This window comes from Streptomyces katrae, assembly GCF_000717655.1.
GTDB classification, from domain to species: Bacteria; Actinomycetota; Actinomycetes; order Streptomycetales; family Streptomycetaceae; genus Streptomyces; species Streptomyces katrae_B.
This window is the reverse complement of record NZ_JNZY01000062.1, coordinates 1-23,777: the sequence shown is the minus strand read 5'-3', so window position 1 is coordinate 23,777 and position 23,777 is coordinate 1. Positions and strand designations below refer to the sequence as shown.

Sequence of the window (23,777 nt, the reverse complement as noted above, 5' to 3'; positions counted from 1 at the left end):
AATGCTGGACGTCAACGTTGATCAATGTTCTGCTCCCGTCACCCGAAGGCTCCGGACCCACGGGCCCCCATCCTGGCGCGACGCGGCGTGGGGCCGGTGCGCGGCGCGCTGAAACGCCGGTAGCGGACCGGGATCGGGGTTGCACTCGGAAGGGCTGAACCGTTGGCTGGACGGTTGCTTCCAGCGGGGGACCGAGGGTGTGACCGGAGGCGGGAGGCGGGACCCTCCCACTGTCCGGGACCCTCGCTGCCCAGGCCGCCGGGCTGTCTGGTGCCTGCTTGTGACGCCCGTGTGCTGCTGTGTGCCGGCGGGAATGCCGGTCGGCGAAACGGTTCACTACAGTGCCGCCCGACCTGGGCTCCTTCCCGGTCCGGACCGTGCGTGCGCTGCCATCTTCTCTGCACCACTGGTCAGTCGTGCCGAGCGAGCTCGAACGCGGAGACGAGAAGGATCACGGCCAGCAGGGGGATGAGCTCCAGGTCCGGGAACACGCCCAGGAGCTGACCGCCGAGAGCGCGGCGAACCCGAAGAGACTGATCAGCAGCGGCAGACGGAACTCCGCGCCACCCAGACCGATCATCCCGTCCAGAACCCCAATGGCCGCTCCTGCGCCGAAGACGACGGGCGGCGAGTGCGTCGGGCGAAGCGGGACGAGGTTCTGGTCAGTGGCCATGACGGGCGGCCTCGCCGTGGGCCACCCCTTCCTGCGATGACGAGAAGACACTGGGTTTCCGCCCGGCATTCGTGCGGTTATCCGATCTTCTCTCCATTCGCGGCCGGGGGTGCCCGAAGCAGCCGGTAAAGGAGGTCATCCCCGAGTGGTTCTCACCCCGCCCTTCGAGCCGATGCTCGCCCAGGCCTCCGAGTACGTCCCGGGCTCCGGCGTCCTGGCGAGCGGCTTCGGGGCGGAGCAGAAGTGCGACGGCCATCGCGCGATCCGCTTCACCACCGCCACCCCGGGCGGCCGGCTGCTCCTGCAGACCCGGCGCGGCATCCTGGTCCAAGATCGATTCCCTGACTTGGTCGCGGCCGCCGAGCAACTGCCGGAAGGCCTGGTCCTCGACGGCGAGCTCGTCGTCTGGCTTTCGCGGGTCAGCGGGGGCGGGGCAGCGCGATGACGGCGCCCGCCGAGATCAGGAACGCGTGCCGGGTCCAGCCCGACTCGCGCAGCTACGCGGCCCGGCCCTGCGGCAGTGCTCTGGTATCGAACCCACCCCACCCCACAGGACCTCGACGTCTTCGACAGTGGCGCGCGCCGCCGCCCACCAGCGATCGTGGCATCAGGCCCATGTCAGTGACCATCTGTGCACAAGGTCTGGTGGCCAAGGGCATGAACCAGCCAAGCTCTACCGGCCGTCGGCGCTCGGCTGCACCAGGTCCGCCGCAGAGGCTGTCGGCGTACGACTGAAATCTGCCAGTCGCGTCGAGCTGCGCCCCTCACGACACTAAAGGTGTCATGATGACATCGTGAGTGTCGAAGAGCGTACGAAGGCTGAGCCCCCGTTGGGGCTTCTGCTGTACGAAGTGATCCGCAGCCTGTGGCCGTTGCACCGCACGGTCGTGCGTGCCGTGGAGCGGGAGCTGATGGGTACGGGGATGACAGCTGGTCAGCATGCGGTGATGGACGAACTGCGCAGGGGCGGCCCCCGAACGGTTCCTCAACTGGCCCGCCTGCTGGGCCTGGACCGGCAGCCGGTCCAGCGTCTGGTGAACGATGCGACAGCCCTGGGGCTGGCTGAAAGCGCCCCGAACCCGGAGCACCGGCGCTCGCGCCTGATCCGGCTCACCCCGAAAGGGGAGGCCACCATCAGGGGCATCCAGGAAGCCGAGGAAGCCGAACTGTGTCGCAGGCTGTCCGATCTCACCGCCGGTGACGTCACGACGGCTCTGCAGGTACTCCGTCGCCTTGGCGAGGAGTTCAAGGACCTCGCACAAGATGCCCCGCCACACCCCGCGGATCGAGGAGACGACCCACGATGACGCATGCGCTGACACACCCGGTCACAGCCGCCACCGTACCCGTCGAGGCGGGCGAGCTCTTTTGCGAGTCGGCCGGCGAAGGCCCCGCCGTCGTACTGCTCCACGGCGGCATGCTTGACCTGAACATGTGGAACGAGCAGTTCTCATGGCTCGCGGGCCTGGGATATCGCGTCATCCGCTATGACGCCCGCGGCCACGGGCGTTCCTCCACCGTGGCTGGGGACTACGCCCACCATGACGATCTACACGCTCTGCTCACCCACCTCGATGCCCCCCGCGCCACGCTCGTAGGGCTTTCCCTCGGGGCGCGGACCGCCGTCGATACGGCGATAGCTCATCCGGAGTCTGTGTCGGCACTGGTCCTTGCCTCGCCCGGGGTGAGCGGCCGGCCCTTCGCCGACCCCTACGTCGCGCACCACACCGCACAGCAGATGGCCGCGATGGGCGACCCGGACGGCGGCGCGCAGCGGTTCGTGGAACACTTTCTCCGGATGTGGGTGGACGGGCCGTACCGTGAACCGTCCCAGGTCAGCCGCAAACTGCGCGAGCGGATGCGTTCTTCGGCGTCCGCAAATGTCGTGCGGCACGCCCGCGGGCTCGGGGCGGGCATACCGAGAGAAATCGGTGCAGTGGACCGGCTGGCCGCCATCGGCGTTCCCACCCTGGTTCTCGACGGAGAACTCGACAGCAGTGACATCTCGTCGAATGCTCAGGCCATCGCCCAAACCGTTCCTGATGCCAGGCACCAACGGTTCGCCTCGGCAGCCCACATGGTCAACCTCGAGAGCACGGCACTCTTCAACCTCGCGGTCAAATCCTTCCTCGTGTCCACGACTGGCCTCAACTGAGCACGTTCGCTTGTACCAGCCTGAGCACATAGGAGTTCTGACCTTCTTCAGTGCCGCCTGCCCCGCGGTGATGGTCTGTAGGCCAAATTCGCAGAGGTCGGTTCCTGCCTCAGCCGTAGGAGGGATCGTCCATCACGCCTACTTCTCCCAGATGAGTGATCAACCGGGACAGTCTGATGGTTTCTGCGGTGAAGGTGCCGGTGACAGCTCCCCTCGCCGATCAGTCTGCTGCCGGCCCGTCCGTTGTGGCGGGGACGTGCACACATGCGACGTCGGCCGAGGCGGCGGGGATGCGCATGCGCCGCAGGAGGTCGCGTGTGGTGCGCAGCGTCAGAGTGCTGCGCCAGGAAATGCCTGGGTGGCGCGATCGCAGGTGCGCTAGGGCGCGGTTGCCGAGGCCGCTGGAGAGGAAGTACTCGTCGATGTCGACGCCGGTGATCACCCCGTTGCCGCAGGCCGTGCAGATCTGATAGTGGACCTGGCCGACGACCTTACGGACGTGGACCAGGAGCAGGCACTCCTGCCCTGGGCTGGGATCGCCGGGGATGCGGGTGGAGAGGAATTCGATGTCGCGGTAGGCGCGGATCTTGCGGCGCAGCCGCCTGCCGAGCCCTTCGCGGCGCCTGTGCCTCGCGGCGTGCGGTGGCGCGTCGGGATGGGGGGCGGAACGGAAGAGGGTGCTCGTGGAACGTGCGTGGTCTTCGGACATGGGCTTCGTATGCCCAGGCGGTGGCCCCTGATGCTTTCGAGCCCTGAAACACGCTATCCGGGCTCGCAGTGCATCGATCTCGGAGTTCAGCAGGCTGTGTGCAGCCATCGGCGCAGCAGCAGGCGTGGTGCCGCGTGGACGAGGCCGGCGGAGGTCAGGCCGATGACGGTGCCCGCTGCGACGTCGGAGGGGTAGTGCGCGCCGCTGTGGATCCGTTCAGAGGGCGACGCGATGCTCGGCAGCCGATGGGTCATCAACGGAGCCGTAGCGCAAGACGACGTGCGCTGGCCGAAACGGCAGGTCGCTCAGGATGGGAGCCATGACGGCGAAGAGTGCGTCGGCGTCCGGTCCATAGGCGTAGAGGGCCACCTCACCTCCTCCGTACTCGTTTCCGTCGAACTCGCCGACCTCGGCATCCTCGATCGCCTCAGTCAGCAGGAACTGGGCCTGGCGAACGGCCTCCCGTTGGCTCGGCTCGCCGTGGCCGTCACTGGCCAGTCGATAGTGAGCGATGACGGCATGCTCCACGTCGTCGTCTGCGTCAATCATGCGGGAACGATCTCACCCGGACCGGCATCTTGGCGAGCCTGGCCCTCTGGGCCACCGTCTACGGACGCTTCCGGGTCTGGCGGGACGCCGGTGCCTTCTTCACCGCCCTGCTGGAAGCGCCCGGAGCCTCCTCTCCTCGGCATCCCGGTTGTGCTGCGCGCCGGCGGTAGTGGCCATGGCGCGCAGTTCCCCGGTATCAGAGGCAGCGCGGAGCAGCCGCTGTCAGGGCCGCCGCGCTCAATGCTGCCACGACGCCCGCCAGGCGCCTCCTTTGCCTCCTCGCCCGTCCCATCCCGGCCCCCGTCTCATCGGTTCCGAGGCTCATCCTCGTGCCGGCCGGACACGGGCGCAGCGCGCCGGCGGGCTTCCCGGAGCGCCGGAGAACGGTTGGCGGGACTCGCTGGAACGTCGGGTCAGTCCGCGCTCCGGCCGTCGCTGAGGCTCGGGGGCAGGGGGTCGGTGAGGTAGTGCTGGATGGTGGGGGCGATGAGGTCGGTGACGGTGGAGGCGGGGAGAGTGGCGATGGTGCCGATCTGCCAGATGTAGCGGTTCATGACCATGCCGACGATCTGGGTGGAGATGAGGCTGGCCCGCAGGTGGCGTTCGGTGTCGGGCAGGCTGTGGGAGACGACGGCCAGTACAAGTTCGGAGAACAGCTGCCGCAGGCGTTGCAGGGCGGCGGGTTCCTGGGCGGCGGTGAGGATGATGGAGCGCAGGATCTCGGCAGAGACGGGGTCCTCCCACAGGTGCAGGGCGGCCTGCACGAAGGCGTGCCCCCGGCGTTCCAGGGGGTGTTCGGCGGCGGCCGCCACGGCTGCGCCGAACGCCTCGGGGGGTTGCATCACCTCTTCCAACAGTCCGGTCTTGGTGTGGAAGTAGTAGGTCACGAGGCCGGGGTCGACACCGGCTTCCTGGGCGACCGACCGGAGTGAGGTCGCGGCGTAGCCGCGCGTGGCGAAGGATCTGCGGGCGGCGGCGACGATCTTGTCTGCCTGCTCCCCGCGTTCACCCCGAGGGCCTCGGCCAGTCACACCGCATCACCTTCCGTAACGGTTCCAGGAGGGGCTTCCCCTCGGTGAGAGTTTCAGCATACGTTGAAATTAGTTTCCACATGTGAGGAAATTACGAGCGTCCGTCTCGGCCGAGACCTTGTGACCGTCTTCGGCAACCTGTCCGACGACCCCGACCCACGGCTCACCCGGGAGGCGCCGCAGTCGCCGCGTTCCGCATCGGTATCCACCCCGCGCACGACCCATAGGCCCGCACAAAAGCTCACGGGTGCCATTCCAGCGCCTCGCCACGGCCGCGTGCGCGAGCACTACTTCGACCCCGGACAAGGAGTCCTGCCCGCGTGACCCGCACCCCCGACGCCGTCACTCTCGCTTCCCTCGACACTCACCGCCTGATCGCCACCCTTCCGAACCAGGGCCCCGCCGACGTCCGCTCGAACCTCCCGCGCGCCACCGCCGCCGCCGTGCTGCGCCGCCTCGCCGACGAGCTCCACGCCGAGCAGCTCCTTTCCACCCGGCCCGGGGAAGCGCTCGCCACCCTCGCCCAGCAGCTCACCCGCCGCCACCGCCCCGCCGAGGCCGCCCGGCACGCCGCCGACGCCCTTGCCCACCACACCCGCGAGCTCGCCGACATGCTCACCGCCGCCCTCGACCGAGGCACCCCCGCCGAAGCCCCGTCGGCCGGCCGCTACCTGATCTCGATGCTGCGCAGCCACGCCGTCAACCTCGAGGGCCCGCCCCGGCCCGCCCTCGACGGTGTGCTCGACCTCGCCGCCGCCCGCCGCGCCCGCCTCACCCACCGGACGCGGCGATGACCAGCGACACCACCCTCGCCGTGGCCACCGTCGCCGCGCCCCCAGCCGCCCGAAACGCTCAGTGCCCGTGCCCGTGCCCGTCGTCTTCGGCGCGGGCGCTTCGATCGGAGTGCTGTGCGGAGTTTCGCCTGCCCCTGCTGATCGGCGTCTTGGGGTTCGGTAGCGGTGAGCCCGGCGGGGTCGGTAGTGAAGGGGGCGTAGGCGCCCGTGGCGTGAAGACGTCCGACGTGTACTCAGGCAACGGCGGCACGGGCGGCCGCGAGGGCGACGACGGCATCGGTAACGGCGGAGCCGGTAGCGGTGGAGCCGCCCACGATCAGAGAAGGGCCACCGCCCACAGCATGGGCGGGACCGGGACCGGGACCGTCAGGGCGGCGCGGGCGGCAGCGTGGCGGCGCAGCCACCTATTCCGCCAGGAACAAGGAAGACCTCGGCGGCGACGGCGGCAACGGGGGAGCCGGCAGCACCCGGCACCGTCACCTCCGATCTCGGCAGCGACAAGGCAGTTGTCACCGGCGGTGCCGGTGACGACTGGCGGAACAGCCGGTCCGGGTGCCGCCGAAATCGACGTGAACGCCGGCAAGCCCGGCTGCAACGGCACCCCCGGAGCAGCCCCGGCTCGTCACTTGATCTTGGGTTCCGTCATGGACATCAGGCCGCGCAGCCCGTCCTGCAGCTGTTCGACCTCTACGTCCCCGAACAGGGCCTGTTGTGCGATGAAGCCCTGCGCCACCGCCATCAAGGTGCGCGCCACACGGTCGGCCGGCACGTCGTTCCTCATCAGTCCGGCCTCCTGGTATGCCACGACCACCTTGCTCCACGCCGCATGCACCTCGCCGAATCCGTGCCGCAGCGCGGTGGCCAGCTCCGGGGTACGCAGCGTCTCGGCCCACACCTGCAGGGCCACCCGGGGAAATCCGGGCGCGCCCTCGGCCGCCGGACGACCGCTACCGGGCACACGTCCGGCCAGAACATCCCCGAGGACCTGTGCGAGCAGCACATCGGGCAGCGGCGGCGGGTTCTCCTCGGCGGCCCGCTCGAACGCGCCCCGGATGGCGGCGAGGGCCTCGGTCGCGATGGCCGCGATCAGTTCCTCCTTGCCGCTGAAGTAGCGGTAGACCGCCCCCGCGGAGAGATCGACCTCGCGCAGGACGTCCTGCATCGACGTGGCGTGGAAGCCGTTGCGACTGAAGCAGAGCGTGGCGCCGTCCAGGATCTGGCGGCGGCGGGCGTCGAGGTGTTCCTGGGATACACGAGCCATGCATTCAAAATAAAACGAACAATCATTCTTGACAAGTGCCACACCGTGCAACACAGTGAGCCCACGTAAAACGAACAGTCATTCTCTTTAGCTGGGAGCCTCCATGTCCGCCTCCTCCGCCGCACCATCCCCGCCGCAGGGCCGCCGCGTGATCGCTGTCATAGTCCTGATCCCGGTGTTCGTCACCCTCTCCCTCTGGGCCTTCGCCTGGCCGGCCAGCCGGACCGCACCACGCGAACTACCCGTAGGCGTTGCGGGCCCCGTGGCGGCCACCGAGGGTGTCCAGAAGCAACTGCAGCAGAAGCAGGGAGCGTTCAAGATCCACCGGTACGCCGACGAGGCCGCGGCCCGTGACGCCATCGAGAACCGAACGGTGTACGGCGCGGTGGTCGTCACCGGGCAGGGCTCGAAGCTGCTCACCGCCTCGGCCGCGAGCACGGTGGTGGCCCAACTGCTGCAGCAGGCCGTAACCGCCGGGACCCCGAAGGGCACGCAGGTTCAGATCACCGATGTAGTCGCGGCACCGGCCAAGGATCCGCGCGGCGCCGTACTCAACTCCAGCTTGCTCCCGATGACCCTCGCGGGAATCGCGGCCGGCGCGGTCATCACGCTCCTCGGGCTCCGCGGAAGCCGTGCCGTGGTCGCGCTCCTCGGGTCCGCCGCCCTGGTCGGGATCGTAGCGGCCACGCTTACCCACAACTGGCTCGGCGCACTCACCGGCAACTGGTGGGCCGAGGCCGGCACACTCGGCCTGACAGCCCTCGCGGTGGGCGCCACCGTGGCCGGGCTCGCGGCACTGATCGGCCCAGCGGGCATAGGCGTCGGATCGCTGCTCTCCATGCTGATCGGCAACCCGTTCTCCGGCATGACCTCCGCCCCCGAGCTGCTGCCCGAGCCCGCCGGGGTGATCGGCCAGTGGCTGCCGCCGGGCGCCGGTGGCGCACTGCTGAGGTCGGTGTCGTTCTTCGACGGCGCGCAGGCCGTGCGGCCCGCGATCACGCTCGCCATCTGGGTGGTGGCCGGCCTGTCGGCGGTACTGCTCGCCACCCTGCGCGCCCGCCCCGCATCCGCTGCCGCACCGCGTCCCGCATCGAAGCCCGTCCCGGTCGGCTGAGGCCGCCGGGAACCACACGTCACACACGGGCCTATTTCCCCGTCGTGGCAGACGGAGCCGTCGGTCGTTTCCTTGCCATCCAGCACCCTCGCATCCCAAACGACCCAGGGGGAGACTCTCATCCCGCTGCGGGGAGCGGACTTTCCCGCAGTACGGCGACCGGCGCCGGGCGACTGGACGGCTGCTTCGCCGACGAGCACCTTTGTGGCGCCTGCTACCGGCCCCTCATGCTGGAGGACCCCGAGCGCGCCTTCGAGCACCAGCAGCTGGAGCTCACCAGCGAACAGCCCCGAAGGGCGGGCCCCCACCACATCGACAGGAGACCCCGTCATGACCAACCTTGCGCTGATCTACCCGGTTGCGGCCGCTGTCGGCGCTACGTACGCGGCCGCCGCATGGGGCTGGCGCCGCTACAAGGCCGCGGCCCTGGACGGCGTGTACCCCGGCTCTCCGGAACACCAGGCCGCGCTCAAGTCGGTCGAGGACCGCACCGCACCCCAGTTCACGTACTGGTCGGACCTGCAGACCGCGACGCAGACCGCCCACGATCCGCGGCCATCGAGCACGCCGAATCCGAGCCGGGGCAGCCCATAACTGAACCCTCGGCCATCCGTCCGCCGTCCGGGCGGATCGAAATGAGGGACGTACAGGCGTGAGGTCGTCATCCGGTCATCTCTTGGCCCGGGCGGGGAGATGACCAGGTCGTTTGAAGAGCCGATGGCAGGTGGACTCCCATAGGCAGCACGCACGCCGCTCCGTCGCCGGGAGTCCGCCTGGCATCGGCTTGTTTGCACTGTCGTCCGCTGCTGACCGGCGTGGGCTGTCGAGAGAGGTGAGGAATCCGTCAATGTCAGCTGCACGGCACGAATCCCATCCGCTCCCGGGACCCGCACCTCGTGGGGTATCCCTCGTCACCCCAAGTGGGTACCGACCTCGGTGACGGCCACGGCGTCATCGATCTGTCCGAGGCCACCCTGGACGATGACCGGGTCCTCCCCAAGGTCCGCGTGATGGCGATGCAGCAGCACAAGCAACCCGATGAAGCTCGGTAGTCGCAGCGTCAGAGCGAGGGCAGGGTGGCATTCTCAGTCGGAGAGCGGCGCTCAAGCAGCCAGTGGAGGTAGATCCGCAGGCTCTGCTCCAGCCCGTCCGCGATGTATGCCTCGAAGTCACGGACGGCGGCGGCGGTGCCCTGGTTGTAGGACGCGTCGATGCTCTCCCAATCGCTCCGCCCGGCGGCCAGGTGCTCCAGCACTCGGCCCCGGTCCCGCCACCACTCCCGGACGGTCTCCGCCGTCCAGTGCTCGTCCCCGTCGCATCCGTAGCCGCCCCATGGATCGTCGCCGACCGCTTCGATCACGAGTAGGGTCTCGGCGGCGGTCCGGGGTTGGCGATAGACGAACTCGCCGAACCGTTCGCCGTCGTAGAGCACATGCCGTGGGGCGACGATCCGGCCCGTGAGGCAGTTGTCGGTCTCACCGCCGTAGAACGGCCCGGGCACGTTGAGCCAATGCCGGTCTGACCAGCGCCCCCGGAACAGGCTTTGGTCGGCCACCAGAACGGAAGTGGGGTCGAAGTAGCACGTCATGCGCTCAGCGTAGGACCTTCGTTCGATCCGAAAGGGTCAGATCCAGGGGGCCAGCCAGGACTGGAAAAGGAACGGGTCCGGCCCGTAGTCGGTGCTGACGGGTGGGTGTCCGTCAGGGCAGGAGGATGCGGTGGCAGAGGCGCAGGGCGAAATCGTCCACGCCGATCACCCGCGGGGAGGTGCTGCTGGGGTAGGCGGCACCTCCCCGAAGGGCGAACCTGGCCTCCGAGCGAGCCGGCTGACGAGCAGGGGTAGCCCCGCCCGGGCGGTGTGGAACGCGCGCCCCTACCGGCGATGCCGGCAGGAGCGCGCGCAACGCCGGTCGCGTCCGGCCGGAACTGTGGTCGGGTAGCCGGGAGCGGTTCAGTGGACCGGGGGCGGCTGAACCCCTCACCGCCTGGCGGGGGCTATTCGGCGGGGTGCCCGTCGTTGGCGCTCATCCGGTCGATTGCGGAGGAGTCGCATGCCCTGCCCGCGGTTCCGGGCTTCCCTCCGGCGATCGCGGTCTGGGCGGCGGGGGCGACGGTGACGGAGTCGTTCTTGCCAACTCCGCCGTTTCCCCCGAAGCGCCCGGGGGGTATGTGCACCGCGCCACCACGCCCGGCGAGCGTCGTCCGTGGACATGCGCGTGGCTCCTTGACCGGCCGGGTCGCCGCGCTCAGAGTCGGGATGCGGTGCCGTAGCAGCGCCGACCCTATTTTCAGCCGCTCTCCCGCGCAAAGCGGCAGGCGGCCCTGACCTGCGGGAGTGGCTACGCTGATGGTCCTCGACCTGGTCGTGATCGGTACGGCCATCACCCTGGGACCTCTGCACAACAGCGCCTTCATCCTGCTGCTCTCCTCACGGCGTGGCGTCCGCAAGGGCCTGGCGTTCCTGTTGTCGTGGCTCGCCAACCTGGTTGTGGTGATCGCGTGCGTGCTGCTGCTGACCGGGGGTGAGCCCCCGGCCCGCCACAGCACGCCGTCGACCGCCGTGGCGTGTGCGAAACTCGCCATCGGCCTGGGACTGCTGCTGTACGGCGCGTACCGGCACCGCCGGCCGCCCCGCCCGCACGGCCCGCCGCACTGGACAGCCCGGGTGGACGGCGCCTCACTGGCCACGGCCGCCGGGCTGGCCTGGCTGCTGCAGCCTTGGGCGCTGGTCGGTGCCGGCGCCGCGACGGTCGTCGCCTCGGACGTCTCCTCACTCACCGACTGGCTCGCACTGACCGGCTACTGCCTGCTGGCCACGTTCGGCCTCATCGTCATGGAGTTGTACACGGTTCGTGCACCGGCGGCCGCGGACGCCAAGTTGAACGCCCTGCGGACCTGGCTCGAGCAGCACCAGGACCAGCTGATGGTCACGCTCTCCCTGCTCGTCGGGCTGTGGCTGACAGCTCGGGGCATCTATGAGCTGGTCGCTTGACAGTACGGGCATCCGGCGGCTGTCCCTGCTGCTGCAGGCGCGGGTCGAGCGGCACCTGGTCCCCGCCACCGTGCTGATGGGCCTGGCGGTCGCAGGGCTCGCCATCGCCTACGCCGCAGGCTCCGGGAAGGCCGCGACCGAGGTGTTGTACTCGGGGCAGTCCGCTCTGGGACCGCTGCTCGCCAACAGCGCCGGCTACGCGGTCGCCACCTTGCTGTTGCTCCTCGCCTGCAGGGCGCTGGCCTACTGCGCCTCGCTGAGCGCGTTTCGAGGGGGCCCGATCTTCCCGGCGATGTTTGTGGGGGCGGCGGGCGGGATCGCTCTTTCGCACCTTCCGGGGCTGCAGCTGACCTCCGCGTTCGCGATGGGTATCGGCGCCATGTCGGTCGCCATGCTCAGGCTGCCGCTGACCTCGGTACTCCTGGCCAACCCTGTTGCTGGGGGCGCAGGGCCTGGCCGTCATGCCGCTGGTGGTCGTCGCGGTCGTGGTCGCCTATGTCGTGACGCTCCGGCTCAGCCCCGCTCCCGCCGGCGGGTCCCACGCCGGCGCACCCAAAGAGTCCGCGCCGGCATGACCGACCTCCGGGGCGGGCGCCCCATCCACTCGATGGGCCCGTTCCGGGGATACCGGAAGCGGTCACCGCCCACTCCTGGCGTGTCACTGCCGCCGCTGCCCGCAGGGCGCTGACGGGCGCCGCCGTCCGTCCTGCGAAACCGACGCCAGGCTGCCGCCGCCCTCACCCCGGGCAAGCAGGCGCGCTGGGCCGGCGTGGACCTGTGCTGCCGGACAGTGCGTCAGTAGCCGGTGCCGCGCTTGACTTGGGCCCGCTCGATCACGTGGGCCGCACCCTTGTCGTCCAGCGTGCGGCAGGCGTCGGCGATGTCCTGGGTCAGGCGGTCGATCTGCTCGCGGCTCAGGGTCTCCTTGACCAGGGCCCGCAGGATCTTCACGTTCTCGGCGTTGGGCGGGAGGGTGTAGGCGGGCACCATCCAGCCCCGCTCGGCCGAGAGCTGCCAGGCGATGTCGGACTCGTCGTAGTCGTGCTTGCCGGCGAGACGGAAAGCGACCAGCGGCAGCTGCTCGAGGTCTCTCCCGATGACTTCGAAGCGGCCGCTGCTCTGCAGGTTGTCCGCCAGCGCGTGGGCATTCTCCTGCATGATTTTCATGATGTAGGTGTAGCCCTGGCGACCGAGCCGCACAAAGTTGTAGTACTGCGCGAGCACCATCGACGCACCGGTGGAGAAGTTCAGGGTGAACGTCGCGTCGGTCTTGCCCAGGTAGTTCTCGTAGAAGACGAGGTCCTTGGCGAGGTCGGCCTCCTCGCGGAAGACCAGCCATCCGATGCCGGGGTAGACCAGTCCGTACTTGTGTCCCGAGACGTTGATCGAACGGACCTGCTCGAGCCGGAAGTCCCACTTCGAGTCCGGGTAGAGGAAGGGCCACACGAATGCGCCGCTGGCGCCGTCGACATGGATCGGAATGTCGAGGTCCCGCTTCTTGCGGACGTCCCGCAGGAGCTTGTCGATCCCGACGACATCGTCCATGTGGCCGGTGAAGGTGGTGCCGAGGACGGCGACGACGCCGATCGTGTTCTCGTCGAGGTGAGGCTCCACGTCCTCCGGACCGATCGTGTACTTGCCCTCGGAAAGCGGCACAATCCGCGGCTCGACGTCGAAGTAGCGGCAGAACTTCTCCCACACGACGTGGACGTCGCCCCCGAAGACCAGGTTGGGCCGGTCGGTCGACAGGCCGGCTGCCTGGCGGCGCTCGCGCCACTTCCACTTCAACGACAGAGCGCCGAGCATGATCGCCTCGGACGAGCCCTGGGTCCGGCATCCGGTCGTCCTGCCCGGGGCATGGAAGAGGTCGGCGAGCATGCGCACGCAGCGCTGCTCGATCTCGGCGGAGATCGGGTACTCCGCGTGGTCGATGAAATTGCGGTGGAGGTTCTCGGCGATCAGCCGCTGCGCCTCCGGCTCCATCCACGTGGTGACGAACGTGGCGAGGTTGCGCTGCGGGTCGCCCTCCATGGCGAGATCCACATCCACGAGCCTCATCGCGTCCGTCGCAGCCATGCCTTCCTCGGGGAAAGTCTCCGAGGGAGCGGGCACCGTCAAAAACCGGTTACCGAAAAGAGCCGAATCATCGCGCTTGGTCATGCCTTGATTCAACAGCTCGGGGTCTGTCGCGGGCGAGGGACACACCGCGGCCGGGCGTGAACAGCTGCACCGTCATTGACGGGCCACGGCAAGCAGATAGACCGCCCAGATGCCGTGGGAGTTCTGAGCGCTGATCACTGCGGGCAGGTACGATCCACCGCTCTGGTGGCCTCTTCGCGCGGCCCCCCGTCCCGGTTTACCCCACGGTGCGCCTGCCGTGCGCGGCCCGGGGTGGTGGGGAGGCTGATCCACGACCCGGCGCGGCAGCGCAGGCGCGGGACCCGGCGCCACGGAGGGCAGTGGGCAAGGCAGCGAGCAGGAGCCGCCGGGAGACACGGCGCGCCGTCATGAGGTCGCTGCCGGCCACGGGAGCTCCTGTTCGTCACGACCTCTTACCTGATCGAGCACAGCGCCCCCCTCGTGCTGCGGTCCACCCGGTGCGGCGCACCGCGACGGCACCTGCCTGGGGGATTGCCTGGTCCGTCAACGCGGGTCGCCTCTGGGCGGTGATCGCAGGAGCCGGAAGTGGACGGGCCGGGCCGGAAGCCGGGGGCCCGGTATGCAACGGTGTGCCCGCCGGCGAGTCCTTGGCCTGGATGGCACCGTCCGCTTCCCCGCCGCACCGCGTACCCCGCACGCCGACGCCCCCCCCAGCCTGTCCGGCGGCGGCCTTTGGGCTGCGGGGGTCCAGCGGGAGGCAGTCAGGCTCCGGCGGCCGGCCCCGTCGCCTGGCGGTGGGCGTCGAGCAGGTGGTGGCGCAGCTCGTGCAGCGTGTGCACGGCGACCCAGCGCAAGGTCCGCTCGGCGGGCTCCGGGTAGCTGTACACAAGGGTGCGCTCCCAGTGCGTGGGCGGCAGGCGGTCCAGGACGTTCGCGAACAGCGCCGCCGCGTCCGTGAGTTGCCGGGCGACGTCGGCCGGGTCCTGGAAGGCGTACCCCTCGTGTTCGACCCGCTCGTCCCGGCCCATGGGCTCGGCTACCGGCGTGTTGATGCGCCGGGCGGCCAGCACCCGTTCACGCTGGACGAGCAGGACGTCCCGCACGTGGCAGGCGTACTCGAGCGGCGACCAGACACCAGGGGCCGGGCGCCGCGCCAGCGCCTCCGGCCCCCGCAGAAAGTCCGCGAACCGCGCCGCGTGCTCCCGGGCCAGCGAGGCGACCGACGGCGCCAGATCGAGGTCGTAGGTGAACCCGCATTCCCCGCAGTCGTCACTCACGCACCCACTCTAAGGGTTGCCCCGCACATGGTCTCTGAGTTCCAGGTTGGCAGTCCGGCCCCCGCGCACATCGCTCGGGACCGTCCGGCGGGTCAGGACCAGCTGATCTCCTGAGCCCGACGCGAGGCCCAGGCGGTGGTGGTGGAAGGCCCTGACCCGGTCCGGATCGGCGGCGTGCGGGACGGTGAGAACCGGATCTCCGACCGACATGTCTCTCGGCTCCCATCCCTCCTAGAGGGAAGATTTGTACCTTTTCTTGGCAGTTTGCTGTGAATTGGAGTATCGTCAACGTGCCATGAAAGAGAAGCGCGCGTACGAGAGTCCGCTGCGTGCCGGGCAGCTTGAGCAGACCCGGCAGCTGATCCTCGCCGCGCTCACCGAGGCCATCGCCGACGAAAGCGTCCAAGAGCTGACCATCCCGCTCGTGGCGGAGCGTGCAGGCGTCGCCGTCCGCACCGTCTACCGGCACTTCCCGACCAGGGAGGCGCTCTTCGCCGCCTGGAGCGGGTGGGCCCAGGAGAATCTGCACGTGCTCATGCAGTCCTACCCGGACACCTTGGACGGGCTGCGCCGCGTGGCGCCGGAGCTCTACCGCTCGTACGACGAGCATGCGCCGCTGATCCTCGCCATGCTGAACTCCAAGGCAGCCAGGCCGCTGCGGGAGCAGGGCCGCAGGCACCGGTTCCACTCGGTGGAGGCGGCGCTGGCCGAGCTCACGGCGGAGGCCGACCCGGTAGCCCGCCGCCGCGCGGTCGCCGTGCTGTACCTGCTGGTGAGCGCCCCGGCCTGGCAGGCCATGCGGCTGCAGGCGGGGCTCGACGGGGCGGAGTCCGGCAAGGCCGCCGCCTGGGCGGTGCGGGTGCTCACAGACGAGCTGCGGCGGGACCCGGACGGCCCGCTACGCGACCCGGGCGGATGACCGGCGAGGAGGAGAGCCATGAGCATCGCCACGGAACGCACTTTCGCTCCACCGGGGCCGGGTACCTGGTTCCTGGACCCCACCCACTTCACCCGCCCGGTGACCCGGTTCCACGCCGCGATCTTCATCGAGGAGCTGCACCGCGGCTTCGGCGAGGGCCTGCGCCGGTACGGGTCGCTGCTCGAACGGCTGGACTGGGCCTTCGTCAACGGTTTCTGCTACTACCATCCCCAGCCGCTGGGAGCCCCGCCGGACGCCACGGACCACCCGCCGAGAGAGGTCTGGGAACGTCTTGCCGCCGGTGATCCCGAGATCCGCACCAGGCTCGCGACCAGCGCGACCGTCTTCGAGCGCAAGTTGTGGCGCGAGGACCTGCGCCGCTGGGACGAAGAGGTCAGACCCGGGCTACAGCGCGAGCGGCGCGAACTACAGCAGGTCGAGCCCGGTCTCCTCGATACCGGCAGTCTGCTCGCGTACCTCGACCGGTGCCGGGAGCACCAGCGCCGAGCCGGCTACCTGCACCACCTGTTCAACATGCCGGCACTGCTGCCGATGGGCGATCTGCTCGCACACTGTCAGGAGTGGACCGGGCGCACCACCGGCGAGATCCTCGCCCCGCTGGCCGGATCGAGCCCCGACCCGCTGGCGGACCGGGAGGAACTGGCCGAGCTGGCCGCCGCCGTAGCAGCGGACCCCCGGGCGAGCGAGCTGCTCGCCTCCCCGGGGCGGCCCCAGGAGCTGCTGGCGGCGCTGGGGGCCGTCGCGGGACGTACGAGTACCGCCCTCGCCGAGTACCTGGAGACGGCGGGCTGGCGCCCCGTCAATGGTGAGGACGTGGGCGATCCCTGCGTGGCGGAGCTGCCCGCCGTCGTGCTCGCGGCCATTCGCTCGGCGGTCTCCTCCTCGACGAGGCCCCAGGCGGACGCCCCCGCCGACCCGCGCGCGGACGCGGCGGCCGACCTTCGCGACGCCGTACCCGCGCGCCACCGCTCCCGCTTCGACGAGCTGCTCGCCGAAGCGCGGTTGGTCTCCCGGCTGCGCGACGAGCGCGGGTCGTGCGCGGACCTGCCGGCCATCGGCCTCACCCGGCGCGCCATCCTGGCGGCCGGCCGACGGCTCACCGAGCAGGCGCGGATTTACGCACCCGCCCACCTGGCCGAGGCGGACTACGCCGAGCTGCGCGCCCTGGTCCGTACGGGCTCCGGGCCCGACGCCGCAGAACTCGCCGCCCGGGCGCACTACCGCGACCACGCCCGGTACGCGGACGCGCCGCCGATGCTGGGTCCACCGCCGGGCGACCCGCTGCCGCCCGATTGGCTGCCGCCCGCCGCGGCACGCCTGGAACGCGCCCTCGGGGCCATCGTCCTTGCCATGTTCACCAACCCGGCAGCCCGGACCGAGGGACGGACCGTGCACGGGCTCGGCGCGAGCCCGGGCGTGTACGAGGGCACGGCGCGGGTGATCAGCGGCGTGCCCGAGTTCGACCGCATCCAGCCAGGCGACGTCCTGGTCACCGACGCGACCACCACGGCCTTCAACATCGTCCTGCCACTGCTCGGTGCGATCGTCACCGATCGCGGCGGGGCGCTCTCCCACGCCGCCATCGTCGCCCGGGAGTTCGCCATCCCCGGCGTCGTCGGCTGCACGGATGCCACGGCGGTGATACCCGACGGCGCCTGGGTGCGGGTCGACGGCCGGGCCGGAGAGGCGGCGGTGGTCCGATGACCGGCCCGCTGTCGCCGAGCACGTGGTCCGCCCCCGTGCCGCTCCGCCTGGCCACCGACGAGAGCCGGTACGGCGGCAAGTCCTCGCAGCTCGCGGCCGCCGCCCGGGCGGGTCTGCCGGTACCGGAAGGGATCGCCCTGGAATGGCTGTTCGTCGACGCCGTCGCAGCAGGCGACGACGAGGCGCTCGCCGCCCTGCACGTGTCGACCGCCGACTTGCAGGGCGGCGGGCTGGCCGTGCGTTCTTCTGCGCTGGGCGAGGACTCGGCCGCGGCGAGCTTCGCCGGACAGCACCTCACCTGCCTCAACGTGCACGGTCCGGACGGGCTGACCGAGGCGGTTCGCATGGTGAGCGATTCGGCGCACTCGGCCGCCGCGCTCGCCTACCGTGAGCGGCTCGGGCTGCCCGGCGGGCCCAGAGTGGCCGTGGTGGTACAGGAGTTGGTGGTACCCGAGTGCGCCGGAGTCCTGTTCTCCCGAGACCCCCTCGACGGCTCCGACGTCCTGGTGATCGAGGCGAGCTGGGGCCTGGGCGAAGCCGTGGTCAGCGGCCTGGTCGTACCGGATCACTACCGGGTCCGCCGCGACGGCCGGGTGATCGAGCGCACGGCGGGCATGAAGGACCTGGCCGTGCAGCCCGCGCCGACCGGCGGAACGAGCCAGGTCCCGGTCCCCAACGACCGAATCCACCGCCTCTGCCTCGACGAGACGCGGTTGGAGAGCCTGCGGGAACTCACCGCCCGCTGCGAGCAGGTCTTCGGCGGGACGCAGGACCTGGAGTGGGCCTTCGTCGCAGACCGTCTCCACCTGCTCCAGCGCCGGCCGATGACCGGGGCCGTGCCGCCGCACTGACCCCCGCCCTGCGTAGCCCCCCCCACCTCAGCTCGGGACGATCACGTACTGCTCGTGGTTGAAGACGCCGGCGGCGTTCCTGGACGTGGCTTGCGACCGTGTTCGTGTGACCCAGGCCGAGGCGTGCGTGCAGGTGGGCGGGCTGCGAAAGGACACGTTCGGAGTAGATGGTCCCGCGAGTGTCACAACAGCCGCTTCGCGTCGTTGGAGGGGTGGAGCACCAGGGGCAGCAGCCCGCTACTGAGCTCACCGACCGTGAGGCTTTTACTTGATGCGCTCATCCCATCCCACTCTGCCTGGGACCGTCATGGGGACCAAGGTCCCCACCAGGCGGTTGACGACGCGCCAGTTGGCTGAGCGCGCGAGGACCCGCGCAGTTGGGCACCTCCTGTCTCGCCAGGACGCTCAGGGCTGGTGGAAGGGCACCTTCGAGTGCAATGTGACGGGCGATGCCGAGGACCTGTTGTTACGCCAGTTCCTCGGGATCGCGGACGAGAAGATCACACACGCCGCCAGCCTCTACATCCGCGGCGAGCAACGGGAGGACGGTACCTGGCCCACCTTCTACGGGGGCCCCGGTGACCTCTCAACGAGCATCGAGGCGTATGTCGCGCTGCGGCTCGCTGGGGACGCGCCTGACGAGCCGCACATGGCCAAGGCGGCCGCGTGGATCCGCGCCCACGGTGGCATCGCCGCCGGCCGGGTCTTCACGCGTATCTGGCTGGCGCTGTTCGGCTGGTGGAAGTGGGAGGACCTGCCGGCGCCGCCCCCTGAGATGATGTTCCTGCCCAAGTGGTTCCCGCTCAACATTCACCACTTCGCCTCTTGGTCCAGGCAGACCATCGTGTCGCTGACCGTCGTCTGCGCCGAGCGTCCCGTACGGACCGCACCGTTCACTCTTGGCGAGCTGTCTCCCGAGTCGGGGACGCCCGTTCCCTCCGCGCCGCGTGTTCCGGTCAGCTCTTGGACGCGCTTCTTCACCTGCCTGGACAAGGTGCTCCACGCGTATCACAAGGTGGCACCGCGCCGGCTGCGCAGGGCCGCCATGCTCAGAGTCGCGCGCCGGATCACGGAGCGGCAGGAGAGGGACGGATGCTGGGGCGGCCTTCAGGTGGATGCCACCTACGCGCTGATCGCCCTGCACCTGCTCGGTTTCAGGCTGGAACATCCCGTCATGCGCGCGGGTCTGGCATCGCTGGACGCTTTCGCCGTCTGGCGCCAGGACGGTGCCCGCGTGATCGAAGTGAGTCAGTCGCCGGTGTGGGACACCAGCCTGGCCGTCAACGCTCTCGCCGACGCCGGGGTGCGCAGCGACCACCCGGCGCTTGTCAGGGCCGCCGACTGGCTGCTGGGAAAGCAGCACGCACGGCCCGGCGACTGGGCCGCGCGCAGGCCCGGACTCGACCCGGGCGGCTGGGCCTTTCAGTTCCACAACGAAAACAACCCCGACCTCGACGACACCGCCGAGGTCATCATCGCGCTGCGCCGACTGCGGCACCCCCACCCGGAGCGGGTCGACGCGGCGATCGAGCGTGGCGTGCGCTGGAGTCTGGGCATGCAGTCCAAGAACGGTGGCTGGGCCGCCTTCGACGTCGACAACACCAGCTCGCTCGCCAGCCGGCTGCCGTTCTGCGACTTCGGCGAGGTCACCGACCCGCCGTCCGCCGACGTCACCGCGCATGTCGTGGAAATGCTCGCCTGCGAAGGCAAGCTGGATGACCCCCGCACCCGGCGTGGCATCGCCTGGCTCCTGGCCGAGCAGGAGGCGTCCGGAGCCTGGTTCGGCCGCTGGGGCGTCAACTACCTCTACGGAACGGGCGCGGCCATCCCCGCGCTCACGGCTGCCGGACTGCCTGCAGCGCACCCCGCGATCCGCCGTGCCGTTACCTGGCTGCGCTCCGTGCAGAACGACGACGGGGGCTGGGGCGAGGATGTGCGTTCCTACCGGGACGAACGGTGGGCTGGGCAGGGCACTTCCACCCCTTCCCAGACCGCTTGGGCGCTGCTCGCAGTCCTGGCGGCCGGTGAAGGAGACAGTGAGCCGGCCGAGCGGGGCGTCAGATGGCTCGTTCAGGCTCAACAAAAGGACGGAACGTGGGAGGAGCCGCACTTCACGGGCACCGGCTTCCCCGGCGATTACTCGATCAGATACCACCTCTACCGTCAGGTCTTTCCCCTGATGGCACTCGGCCGCTACCTACACCAGGGGATGCGGGGAGAGCCCCCGTGCAAAACGACGGACGAGCCGCGGTGCGGGGGGCACGCTGGTCGGTCGGCGGGCTGACCGCGCCACAACTGCCCAGCGTTCACCTGGGTGAGAGCTACGGCACTGCTCCTCTTCCCGCCCACAACCGTTCACGACGCTGCTCGTTCACGAGGAGTGGCCCCTGCCCCGTTCGTCCCCGTTGCCGGCCCACGCCGACTGCCGCTGCTCGGAAACCTCCCCGCATTCGGCCGCGACCCGCTGGCGTTCCTGGAACGACTGCGCGACGACTTCGGGGACGTCGTGACCTGGTCGCTCGGCCCGATGAAGATCATGTCCCTCACCCACCCTGAGCACATCGCCGAGCTCCTGGGAAGCGACGAAGGCCACTTCGAGAATCTCGATGCCGGCTGGGCGTTCAAACAACTGGTCGGCAAGAGCGTCATGCGCAGCCAGGGCGCTGTCTGGCGCCGCAAGCGATCCCTGGTCCAGCCCTGCGTCCGCCCCTCCCAGGTACGCCGCTACGCCTCGACGATGGTCGCCTGCGCCGTGGCGCTTGCCGACCGCTGGCAGGAAGGCTCCCAGATCGATGTGCTGCGAGAGATGGATCAGCTCTCCCAGCGGATCGTGCTCCGCAGCCTCTTCGGCAACGACATCGGTGACCAGGCCCACGCACTACGAGACGCGATGTCCGTGGCCGGGCGAGAGATCGGCGCGGAGCTACGGGGCATCGGACTCTTCCTGCCGCCCTGGGTGCGTACCCCCGCCCGTCGGCGCCTGATCGACGCCGTCGCGACAGTCGATACTGAGATCGACCAGCTCATCCGCGCCCGACAGGCATCAGGAGAGGCAGGCGACAGCGGCGAGGATCTGCTGGGCAGGCTGCTCGCAGCCCGGGACGAGGAAGGACGGCCGCTCACCGCCGCTGAGGTGCGAGACGAAGCGGTGACGCTCTGGGCCGCTGGACACGAAACCACGGCAACCGCACTGACGTGGACCTGGTACCTGCTTTCGGCATCGCTGCACGCACGAAGGAAGCTCGCCGCGGAACTCGACCGTGTACTCGACGGGCGCCCCCCGACGTACGCCGACTACGAGCAGCTGACCTGGACCCAGCAGATCGTCAAGGAAGCCCTACGGCTCTACCCGCCTGCGTGGATCATTCCTCCCCGGGTGGCACGGGAAGGGGCCACCCTGGGAGCAATCCGGATCCCGGCCGGTACGACGATCTGGTGCAGTCCGTGGGTGACACACCGAGACGCCCGCTGGTTTTCCAACCCCTCGGCCTTCCGCCCCGAACGCTGGGACACGCACGCCCCACGCAGTGTGCCCCCGCATGCCTGGTTCCCGTTCGGAGGCGGCCACCGCGCCTGCCTCGGTGCCCGGTTCGCCCTGGTCGAGGCGACACTGGTGATCGCAACACTGGCCCAGCGCTTCCACGTAGACGTCGCCCCGGGGAAGGTGGTCCCCACAGTCGGCCTCCAGCTCCATCCCTCCACACCACTGCGCGCCACGCTACGAGCCCGCCCCCACTGGCCCGCGCCTCGCTAAAGGGTGAGTGCGGCCGCCGTCGGCCCGGTGTGGAAGGACGCGCTTGGCCTGCTGCGGCCTGGGCTGTGCCTGCGTTCAGCCTGCGGGTCAGCAGGAGGACGGCGGCGGACGCCGCTGCGAGGTTCCCAGTGCCGCAACCTGGTCATGATGCCCAATCCGTTGAGTGGGGGACGGGACCACCAGTGATCAGCTCAAGGGTCGTGATGGCGTATTGGTCGTGATGACGTATCGAACGGCGGGCAGCTTCACCCGATCGGGAACGTCTGCTGCCCTATGCCCTGCAGGCCTCGCCCGCTCGTGGGATCTGCGATTGTGGCCGTCCGGGGGCTACAGGAACCCCGTACCGGGCTGGATGTCCTGCTGCTGATTGACCGTCGGCGAGTTGACGTCCGTGACCGTGAGACCTCGTGTGGCCGCATGACTGGTCGGCGCAGGGAGGGCGGTGATGATGAGGGCGTAGGCGCGGGCGAGTTCTGCCAGGGCGGTGGATGCCTGGCCGGCGTACTTCTCGGCGACCAACTGCGCTTCCTGGCCGATGGCCGCCAGCAGCCTGTCACGGGCATCGAGTGCCGGGCCCGGGTCCAGCGGGAACGTGAGTGAGACCTGCTGGGCCTCCCCGCCGGTGGACTGTGCGTTCTGTCCCGCGTCGATGTTTGTCACAAGCGCCTCCTTGAGGTCCTCAGTAGTGACTTGACCAGGCTAGGGGAGTGGGCACTGCATCAGAGCGGGAACCGCCGGAGCACACTGTGGGGGGTCTCTGGCCGCACGCCACCAGGTCTCCCGCGAGTACGGCTCGGCATCCGACATCACACCAGCCCCCTTCACCGCCCGCGGGACTTCTATGTCTTTTCCGGGCGCAACGCCGGTTGCGCCGGAGCCAGGCGGTGTTCGTGGACGTGGCGGAGCCCGGCGGTATGCGTTCTGGATCCCGCTGGGCCGCTGGAACCGGCCCCCTGCGCGGCACGGTCGTCACCGACATGCAGGTGCTGATGACGCGCTGCGCGCGGGCGGATCACCGGTGATGGGCCGCCGGTACGCGGTCGGGCAGGCGGTCTTCGACCGCGACCGGCAGGCGCGCGGCCACGTCGTCGGCCTCTACCCCTCCCCGTTGGTGGTGCGCCGGGCGGATGCGGCCGGGTTCCAGTGGATCGCCCGCACCGTCGCCTGCGAGCCAGCCGGACCGAAGACGGATCTGCTTCACGGCCGTCGTCACCCGTTCGCGCGCAGCCAGGTGCCGGTGGGAAGGGCGGGGAAGAGGCTGGGCGCATGGCCGCCGAGCTGATCATCTACCCGCCCGACCAGCAGGGGGTGGCGCCGGGTGCGCTACGACGGCGTCGCCCTCGGGGGCGCACACCGCCCGGCCGACATCCGTGTCTTCCTCGCCGCCGCGCGTCGAGGGCAGCTTCGCCGAGGGGCGGGCCGGAGAACACCGAGGACGTACACCTCACCAACCCCGACTTCGTGGAATGGCGAGGCGCCGGGCCCGAGGCGTGTGACCCCTTCTCCCTGAGCATCCTCCCACCGGCGGAGATGCTGCTCTGTACCGAGCCGCGGCTACGCCGAGCGTGGCTAGAGCTGCGGTAGCCAGCGGTCGGCGAAGTCGGAGTGGTCCCGTGCGCGTTGTGCTTTCTCCTCGAGGAGTCGGCGGAAGCCTGCCAGGGCGTAGCGTTCCCCGGTGGCTGCTCGGGGGCCTGGGATGCCGGCTACGGTGGCCATGCACTGCTGGGGCTGGGGTTGCCAGCCGGTGACCAGTACGCGTAGGCGCATGCGCTCTGCGCGCCGGTGCAGGTCCAGGAGGTGGAGCAGGCCGTCGACGTCCATGGCCGCCACTGCGTGCAGGTCCACCAGGAGATCGCGTTCGTCCATGGTCACG

General features: G+C 69.9%; 24 protein-coding genes and 1 pseudogene. 15 read left to right on the top strand and 10 right to left on the bottom strand.

From position 1 onward, the window contains the following. Positions 1 to 451: 451 nt before the first annotated feature. A complete protein-coding gene (locus IF09_RS0137485) occupies positions 452 to 673 on the bottom strand; it encodes a hypothetical protein (protein ID WP_030303720.1) in 222 nt (73 codons plus the stop codon). A gap of 145 nt (positions 674 to 818) precedes the next feature. On the opposite strand from IF09_RS0137485, the gene IF09_RS0137480 reads away from it, so the two are divergent. The 3 genes from IF09_RS0137480 to IF09_RS0137470 all read left to right on the top strand — a co-directional run bounded on the left by IF09_RS0137480 (position 819) and on the right by IF09_RS0137470 (position 2,828). Continuing rightward, a complete protein-coding gene (locus tag IF09_RS0137480; RefSeq protein WP_030303719.1) occupies positions 819 to 1,118 on the top strand; it encodes a hypothetical protein in 300 nt (99 codons plus the stop codon). Between the two features lie 349 nt (positions 1,119 to 1,467). Beyond that, a complete protein-coding gene (locus tag IF09_RS44150) occupies positions 1,468 to 1,980 on the top strand; it encodes a MarR family winged helix-turn-helix transcriptional regulator (protein ID WP_234321312.1) in 513 nt (170 codons plus the stop codon). Further along, complete coding sequence (locus IF09_RS0137470) at positions 1,977 to 2,828, top strand: alpha/beta fold hydrolase (protein ID WP_030303715.1); 852 nt, start codon at positions 1,977 to 1,979, stop codon at positions 2,826 to 2,828. Before IF09_RS44150 ends, IF09_RS0137470 begins: the two co-directional genes overlap by 4 nt. A gap of 220 nt (positions 2,829 to 3,048) precedes the next feature. Here IF09_RS0137470 and IF09_RS47750 read toward each other — a convergent pair whose 3' ends face one another. The 3 genes from IF09_RS47750 to IF09_RS0137455 form a co-directional block, all read right to left on the bottom strand. After that, the gene (locus IF09_RS47750; RefSeq protein WP_234321311.1) at positions 3,049 to 3,537 is read right to left on the bottom strand and encodes a hypothetical protein; all 489 of its coding nucleotides are present in this window, start codon (positions 3,535 to 3,537) and stop codon (positions 3,049 to 3,051) included. A gap of 216 nt (positions 3,538 to 3,753) precedes the next feature. Continuing rightward, a complete protein-coding gene (locus IF09_RS0137460) occupies positions 3,754 to 4,086 on the bottom strand; it encodes a hypothetical protein (RefSeq protein WP_030303711.1) in 333 nt (110 codons plus the stop codon). 413 nt (positions 4,087 to 4,499) lie between these two features. Further along, positions 4,500 to 5,117 (bottom strand): TetR family transcriptional regulator, encoded by a 618-nt coding sequence (locus IF09_RS0137455; RefSeq protein ID WP_051833570.1) that lies wholly within the window; start codon positions 5,115 to 5,117, stop codon positions 4,500 to 4,502. Between the two features lie 320 nt (positions 5,118 to 5,437). Between IF09_RS0137455 and IF09_RS0137450 the strand changes: the two genes are divergently transcribed. Next, complete coding sequence (locus tag IF09_RS0137450; protein WP_030303705.1) at positions 5,438 to 5,911, top strand: hypothetical protein; 474 nt, start codon at positions 5,438 to 5,440, stop codon at positions 5,909 to 5,911. A 622-nt stretch (positions 5,912 to 6,533) separates the two neighbouring features. Here IF09_RS0137450 and IF09_RS0137445 read toward each other — a convergent pair. After that, positions 6,534 to 7,172 carry a TetR/AcrR family transcriptional regulator gene (locus tag IF09_RS0137445; RefSeq protein ID WP_030303703.1) on the bottom strand — a complete coding sequence of 213 codons (639 nt, stop codon included), beginning with the start codon at positions 7,170 to 7,172 and terminating at the stop codon, positions 6,534 to 6,536. A 103-nt stretch (positions 7,173 to 7,275) separates the two neighbouring features. On the opposite strand from IF09_RS0137445, the gene IF09_RS0137440 reads away from it, so the two are divergent. From IF09_RS0137440 to IF09_RS48170, 3 genes are all read left to right on the top strand, one after another. After that, positions 7,276 to 8,286 (top strand): ABC transporter permease, encoded by a 1,011-nt coding sequence (locus IF09_RS0137440; RefSeq protein WP_030303701.1) that lies wholly within the window; start codon positions 7,276 to 7,278, stop codon positions 8,284 to 8,286. A gap of 330 nt (positions 8,287 to 8,616) precedes the next feature. After that, a complete protein-coding gene (locus tag IF09_RS0137435) occupies positions 8,617 to 8,880 on the top strand; it encodes a hypothetical protein (protein WP_030303700.1) in 264 nt (87 codons plus the stop codon). Between the two features lie 326 nt (positions 8,881 to 9,206). Further along, positions 9,207 to 9,338, top strand: coding sequence for a hypothetical protein (locus tag IF09_RS48170; protein ID WP_267882206.1), 132 nt, complete (start codon positions 9,207 to 9,209; stop codon positions 9,336 to 9,338). Between the two features lie 8 nt (positions 9,339 to 9,346). Here IF09_RS48170 and IF09_RS0137425 read toward each other — a convergent pair whose 3' ends face one another. Then, complete coding sequence (locus tag IF09_RS0137425) at positions 9,347 to 9,874, bottom strand: ferredoxin (RefSeq protein WP_030303697.1); 528 nt, start codon at positions 9,872 to 9,874, stop codon at positions 9,347 to 9,349. 759 nt (positions 9,875 to 10,633) lie between these two features. Here IF09_RS0137425 and IF09_RS0137420 point away from each other — a divergent pair. Together IF09_RS0137420 and IF09_RS41260 are read left to right on the top strand one after the other, a co-directional pair. Next, a complete protein-coding gene (locus IF09_RS0137420) occupies positions 10,634 to 11,278 on the top strand; it encodes a GAP family protein (protein WP_030303695.1) in 645 nt (214 codons plus the stop codon). Between the two features lie 7 nt (positions 11,279 to 11,285). Further along, positions 11,286 to 11,853, top strand: a pseudogene (locus tag IF09_RS41260) (chloride channel protein); the annotation flags it as partial. 220 nt (positions 11,854 to 12,073) lie between these two features. Here the strand turns inward: IF09_RS41260 and IF09_RS0137410 are convergent. Together IF09_RS0137410 and IF09_RS0137405 are read right to left on the bottom strand one after the other, a co-directional pair. Beyond that, complete coding sequence (locus IF09_RS0137410; RefSeq protein WP_030303693.1) at positions 12,074 to 13,438, bottom strand: glutamate decarboxylase; 1,365 nt, start codon at positions 13,436 to 13,438, stop codon at positions 12,074 to 12,076. Between the two features lie 701 nt (positions 13,439 to 14,139). Further along, entirely contained in the window at positions 14,140 to 14,655 is a 516-nt protein-coding gene (locus tag IF09_RS0137405; protein WP_030303692.1) for a DinB family protein, read from the bottom strand. A gap of 295 nt (positions 14,656 to 14,950) precedes the next feature. Here IF09_RS0137405 and IF09_RS45290 point away from each other — a divergent pair, with 295 nt between their 5' ends. The 5 genes from IF09_RS45290 (at position 14,951) to IF09_RS0137380 (ending at position 21,904) form a co-directional block, all read left to right on the top strand. Then, entirely contained in the window at positions 14,951 to 15,574 is a 624-nt protein-coding gene (locus IF09_RS45290; protein WP_051833568.1) for a TetR/AcrR family transcriptional regulator, read from the top strand. 18 nt (positions 15,575 to 15,592) lie between these two features. Further along, on the top strand, positions 15,593 to 17,299 hold the full coding sequence (locus IF09_RS0137395; RefSeq protein ID WP_030303689.1) for a PEP-utilizing enzyme: 1,707 nt from the start codon (positions 15,593 to 15,595) through the stop codon (positions 17,297 to 17,299). Next, the gene (locus tag IF09_RS0137390) at positions 17,296 to 18,150 is read left to right on the top strand and encodes a PEP/pyruvate-binding domain-containing protein (RefSeq protein ID WP_051833567.1); all 855 of its coding nucleotides are present in this window, start codon (positions 17,296 to 17,298) and stop codon (positions 18,148 to 18,150) included. Before IF09_RS0137395 ends, IF09_RS0137390 begins: the two co-directional genes overlap by 4 nt. Before the next feature lie 307 nt (positions 18,151 to 18,457). Beyond that, complete coding sequence (shc, locus tag IF09_RS0137385; RefSeq protein ID WP_051833565.1) at positions 18,458 to 20,434, top strand: squalene--hopene cyclase; 1,977 nt, start codon at positions 18,458 to 18,460, stop codon at positions 20,432 to 20,434. Positions 20,435 to 20,530: 96 nt separating this feature from the next. After that, positions 20,531 to 21,904, top strand: coding sequence for a cytochrome P450 (locus IF09_RS0137380; protein ID WP_030303682.1), 1,374 nt, complete (start codon positions 20,531 to 20,533; stop codon positions 21,902 to 21,904). 327 nt (positions 21,905 to 22,231) lie between these two features. Here IF09_RS0137380 and IF09_RS0137375 read toward each other — a convergent pair whose 3' ends face one another. After that, positions 22,232 to 22,564 (bottom strand): hypothetical protein, encoded by a 333-nt coding sequence (locus IF09_RS0137375; RefSeq protein ID WP_030303679.1) that lies wholly within the window; start codon positions 22,562 to 22,564, stop codon positions 22,232 to 22,234. A gap of 361 nt (positions 22,565 to 22,925) precedes the next feature. Between IF09_RS0137375 and IF09_RS0137365 the strand changes: the two genes are divergently transcribed. After that, on the top strand, positions 22,926 to 23,186 hold the full coding sequence (locus IF09_RS0137365; protein WP_030303677.1) for a hypothetical protein: 261 nt from the start codon (positions 22,926 to 22,928) through the stop codon (positions 23,184 to 23,186). Positions 23,187 to 23,473: 287 nt separating this feature from the next. Here IF09_RS0137365 and IF09_RS0137360 read toward each other — a convergent pair. Further along, positions 23,474 to 23,777: hypothetical protein (locus tag IF09_RS0137360; protein ID WP_030303675.1), on the bottom strand; the 304-nt coding region annotated here is incomplete at its 5' end.

What these genes read in the sequence shown, in the direction of transcription:
- IF09_RS0137485 (WP_030303720.1), bottom strand. Translation starts at nt 673, where the DNA reads ATGGCCACTGACCAGAACCTCGTCCCGCTTCGCCCGACGCACTCGCCG.
- IF09_RS0137470 (WP_030303715.1), top strand. Translation starts at nt 1,977, where the DNA reads ATGACGCATGCGCTGACACACCCGGTCACAGCCGCCACCGTACCCGTC.
- IF09_RS47750 (WP_234321311.1), bottom strand. Translation starts at nt 3,537, where the DNA reads ATGTCCGAAGACCACGCACGTTCCACGAGCACCCTCTTCCGTTCCGCC.
- IF09_RS0137460 (WP_030303711.1), bottom strand. Translation starts at nt 4,086, where the DNA reads ATGATTGACGCAGACGACGACGTGGAGCATGCCGTCATCGCTCACTAT.
- IF09_RS0137445 (WP_030303703.1), bottom strand. Translation starts at nt 7,172, where the DNA reads ATGGCTCGTGTATCCCAGGAACACCTCGACGCCCGCCGCCGCCAGATC.
- IF09_RS0137440 (WP_030303701.1), top strand. Translation starts at nt 7,276, where the DNA reads ATGTCCGCCTCCTCCGCCGCACCATCCCCGCCGCAGGGCCGCCGCGTG.
- IF09_RS0137435 (WP_030303700.1), top strand. Translation starts at nt 8,617, where the DNA reads ATGACCAACCTTGCGCTGATCTACCCGGTTGCGGCCGCTGTCGGCGCT.
- IF09_RS0137425 (WP_030303697.1), bottom strand. Translation starts at nt 9,874, where the DNA reads ATGACGTGCTACTTCGACCCCACTTCCGTTCTGGTGGCCGACCAAAGC.
- IF09_RS0137420 (WP_030303695.1), top strand. Translation starts at nt 10,634, where the DNA reads ATGGTCCTCGACCTGGTCGTGATCGGTACGGCCATCACCCTGGGACCT.
- IF09_RS0137410 (WP_030303693.1), bottom strand. Translation starts at nt 13,438, where the DNA reads ATGACCAAGCGCGATGATTCGGCTCTTTTCGGTAACCGGTTTTTGACG.
- IF09_RS45290 (WP_051833568.1), top strand. Translation starts at nt 14,951, where the DNA reads ATGAAAGAGAAGCGCGCGTACGAGAGTCCGCTGCGTGCCGGGCAGCTT.
- IF09_RS0137395 (WP_030303689.1), top strand. Translation starts at nt 15,593, where the DNA reads ATGAGCATCGCCACGGAACGCACTTTCGCTCCACCGGGGCCGGGTACC.
- IF09_RS0137390 (WP_051833567.1), top strand. Translation starts at nt 17,296, where the DNA reads ATGACCGGCCCGCTGTCGCCGAGCACGTGGTCCGCCCCCGTGCCGCTC.
- shc (WP_051833565.1), top strand. Translation starts at nt 18,458, where the DNA reads ATGGGGACCAAGGTCCCCACCAGGCGGTTGACGACGCGCCAGTTGGCT.
- IF09_RS0137365 (WP_030303677.1), top strand. Translation starts at nt 22,926, where the DNA reads ATGGGCCGCCGGTACGCGGTCGGGCAGGCGGTCTTCGACCGCGACCGG.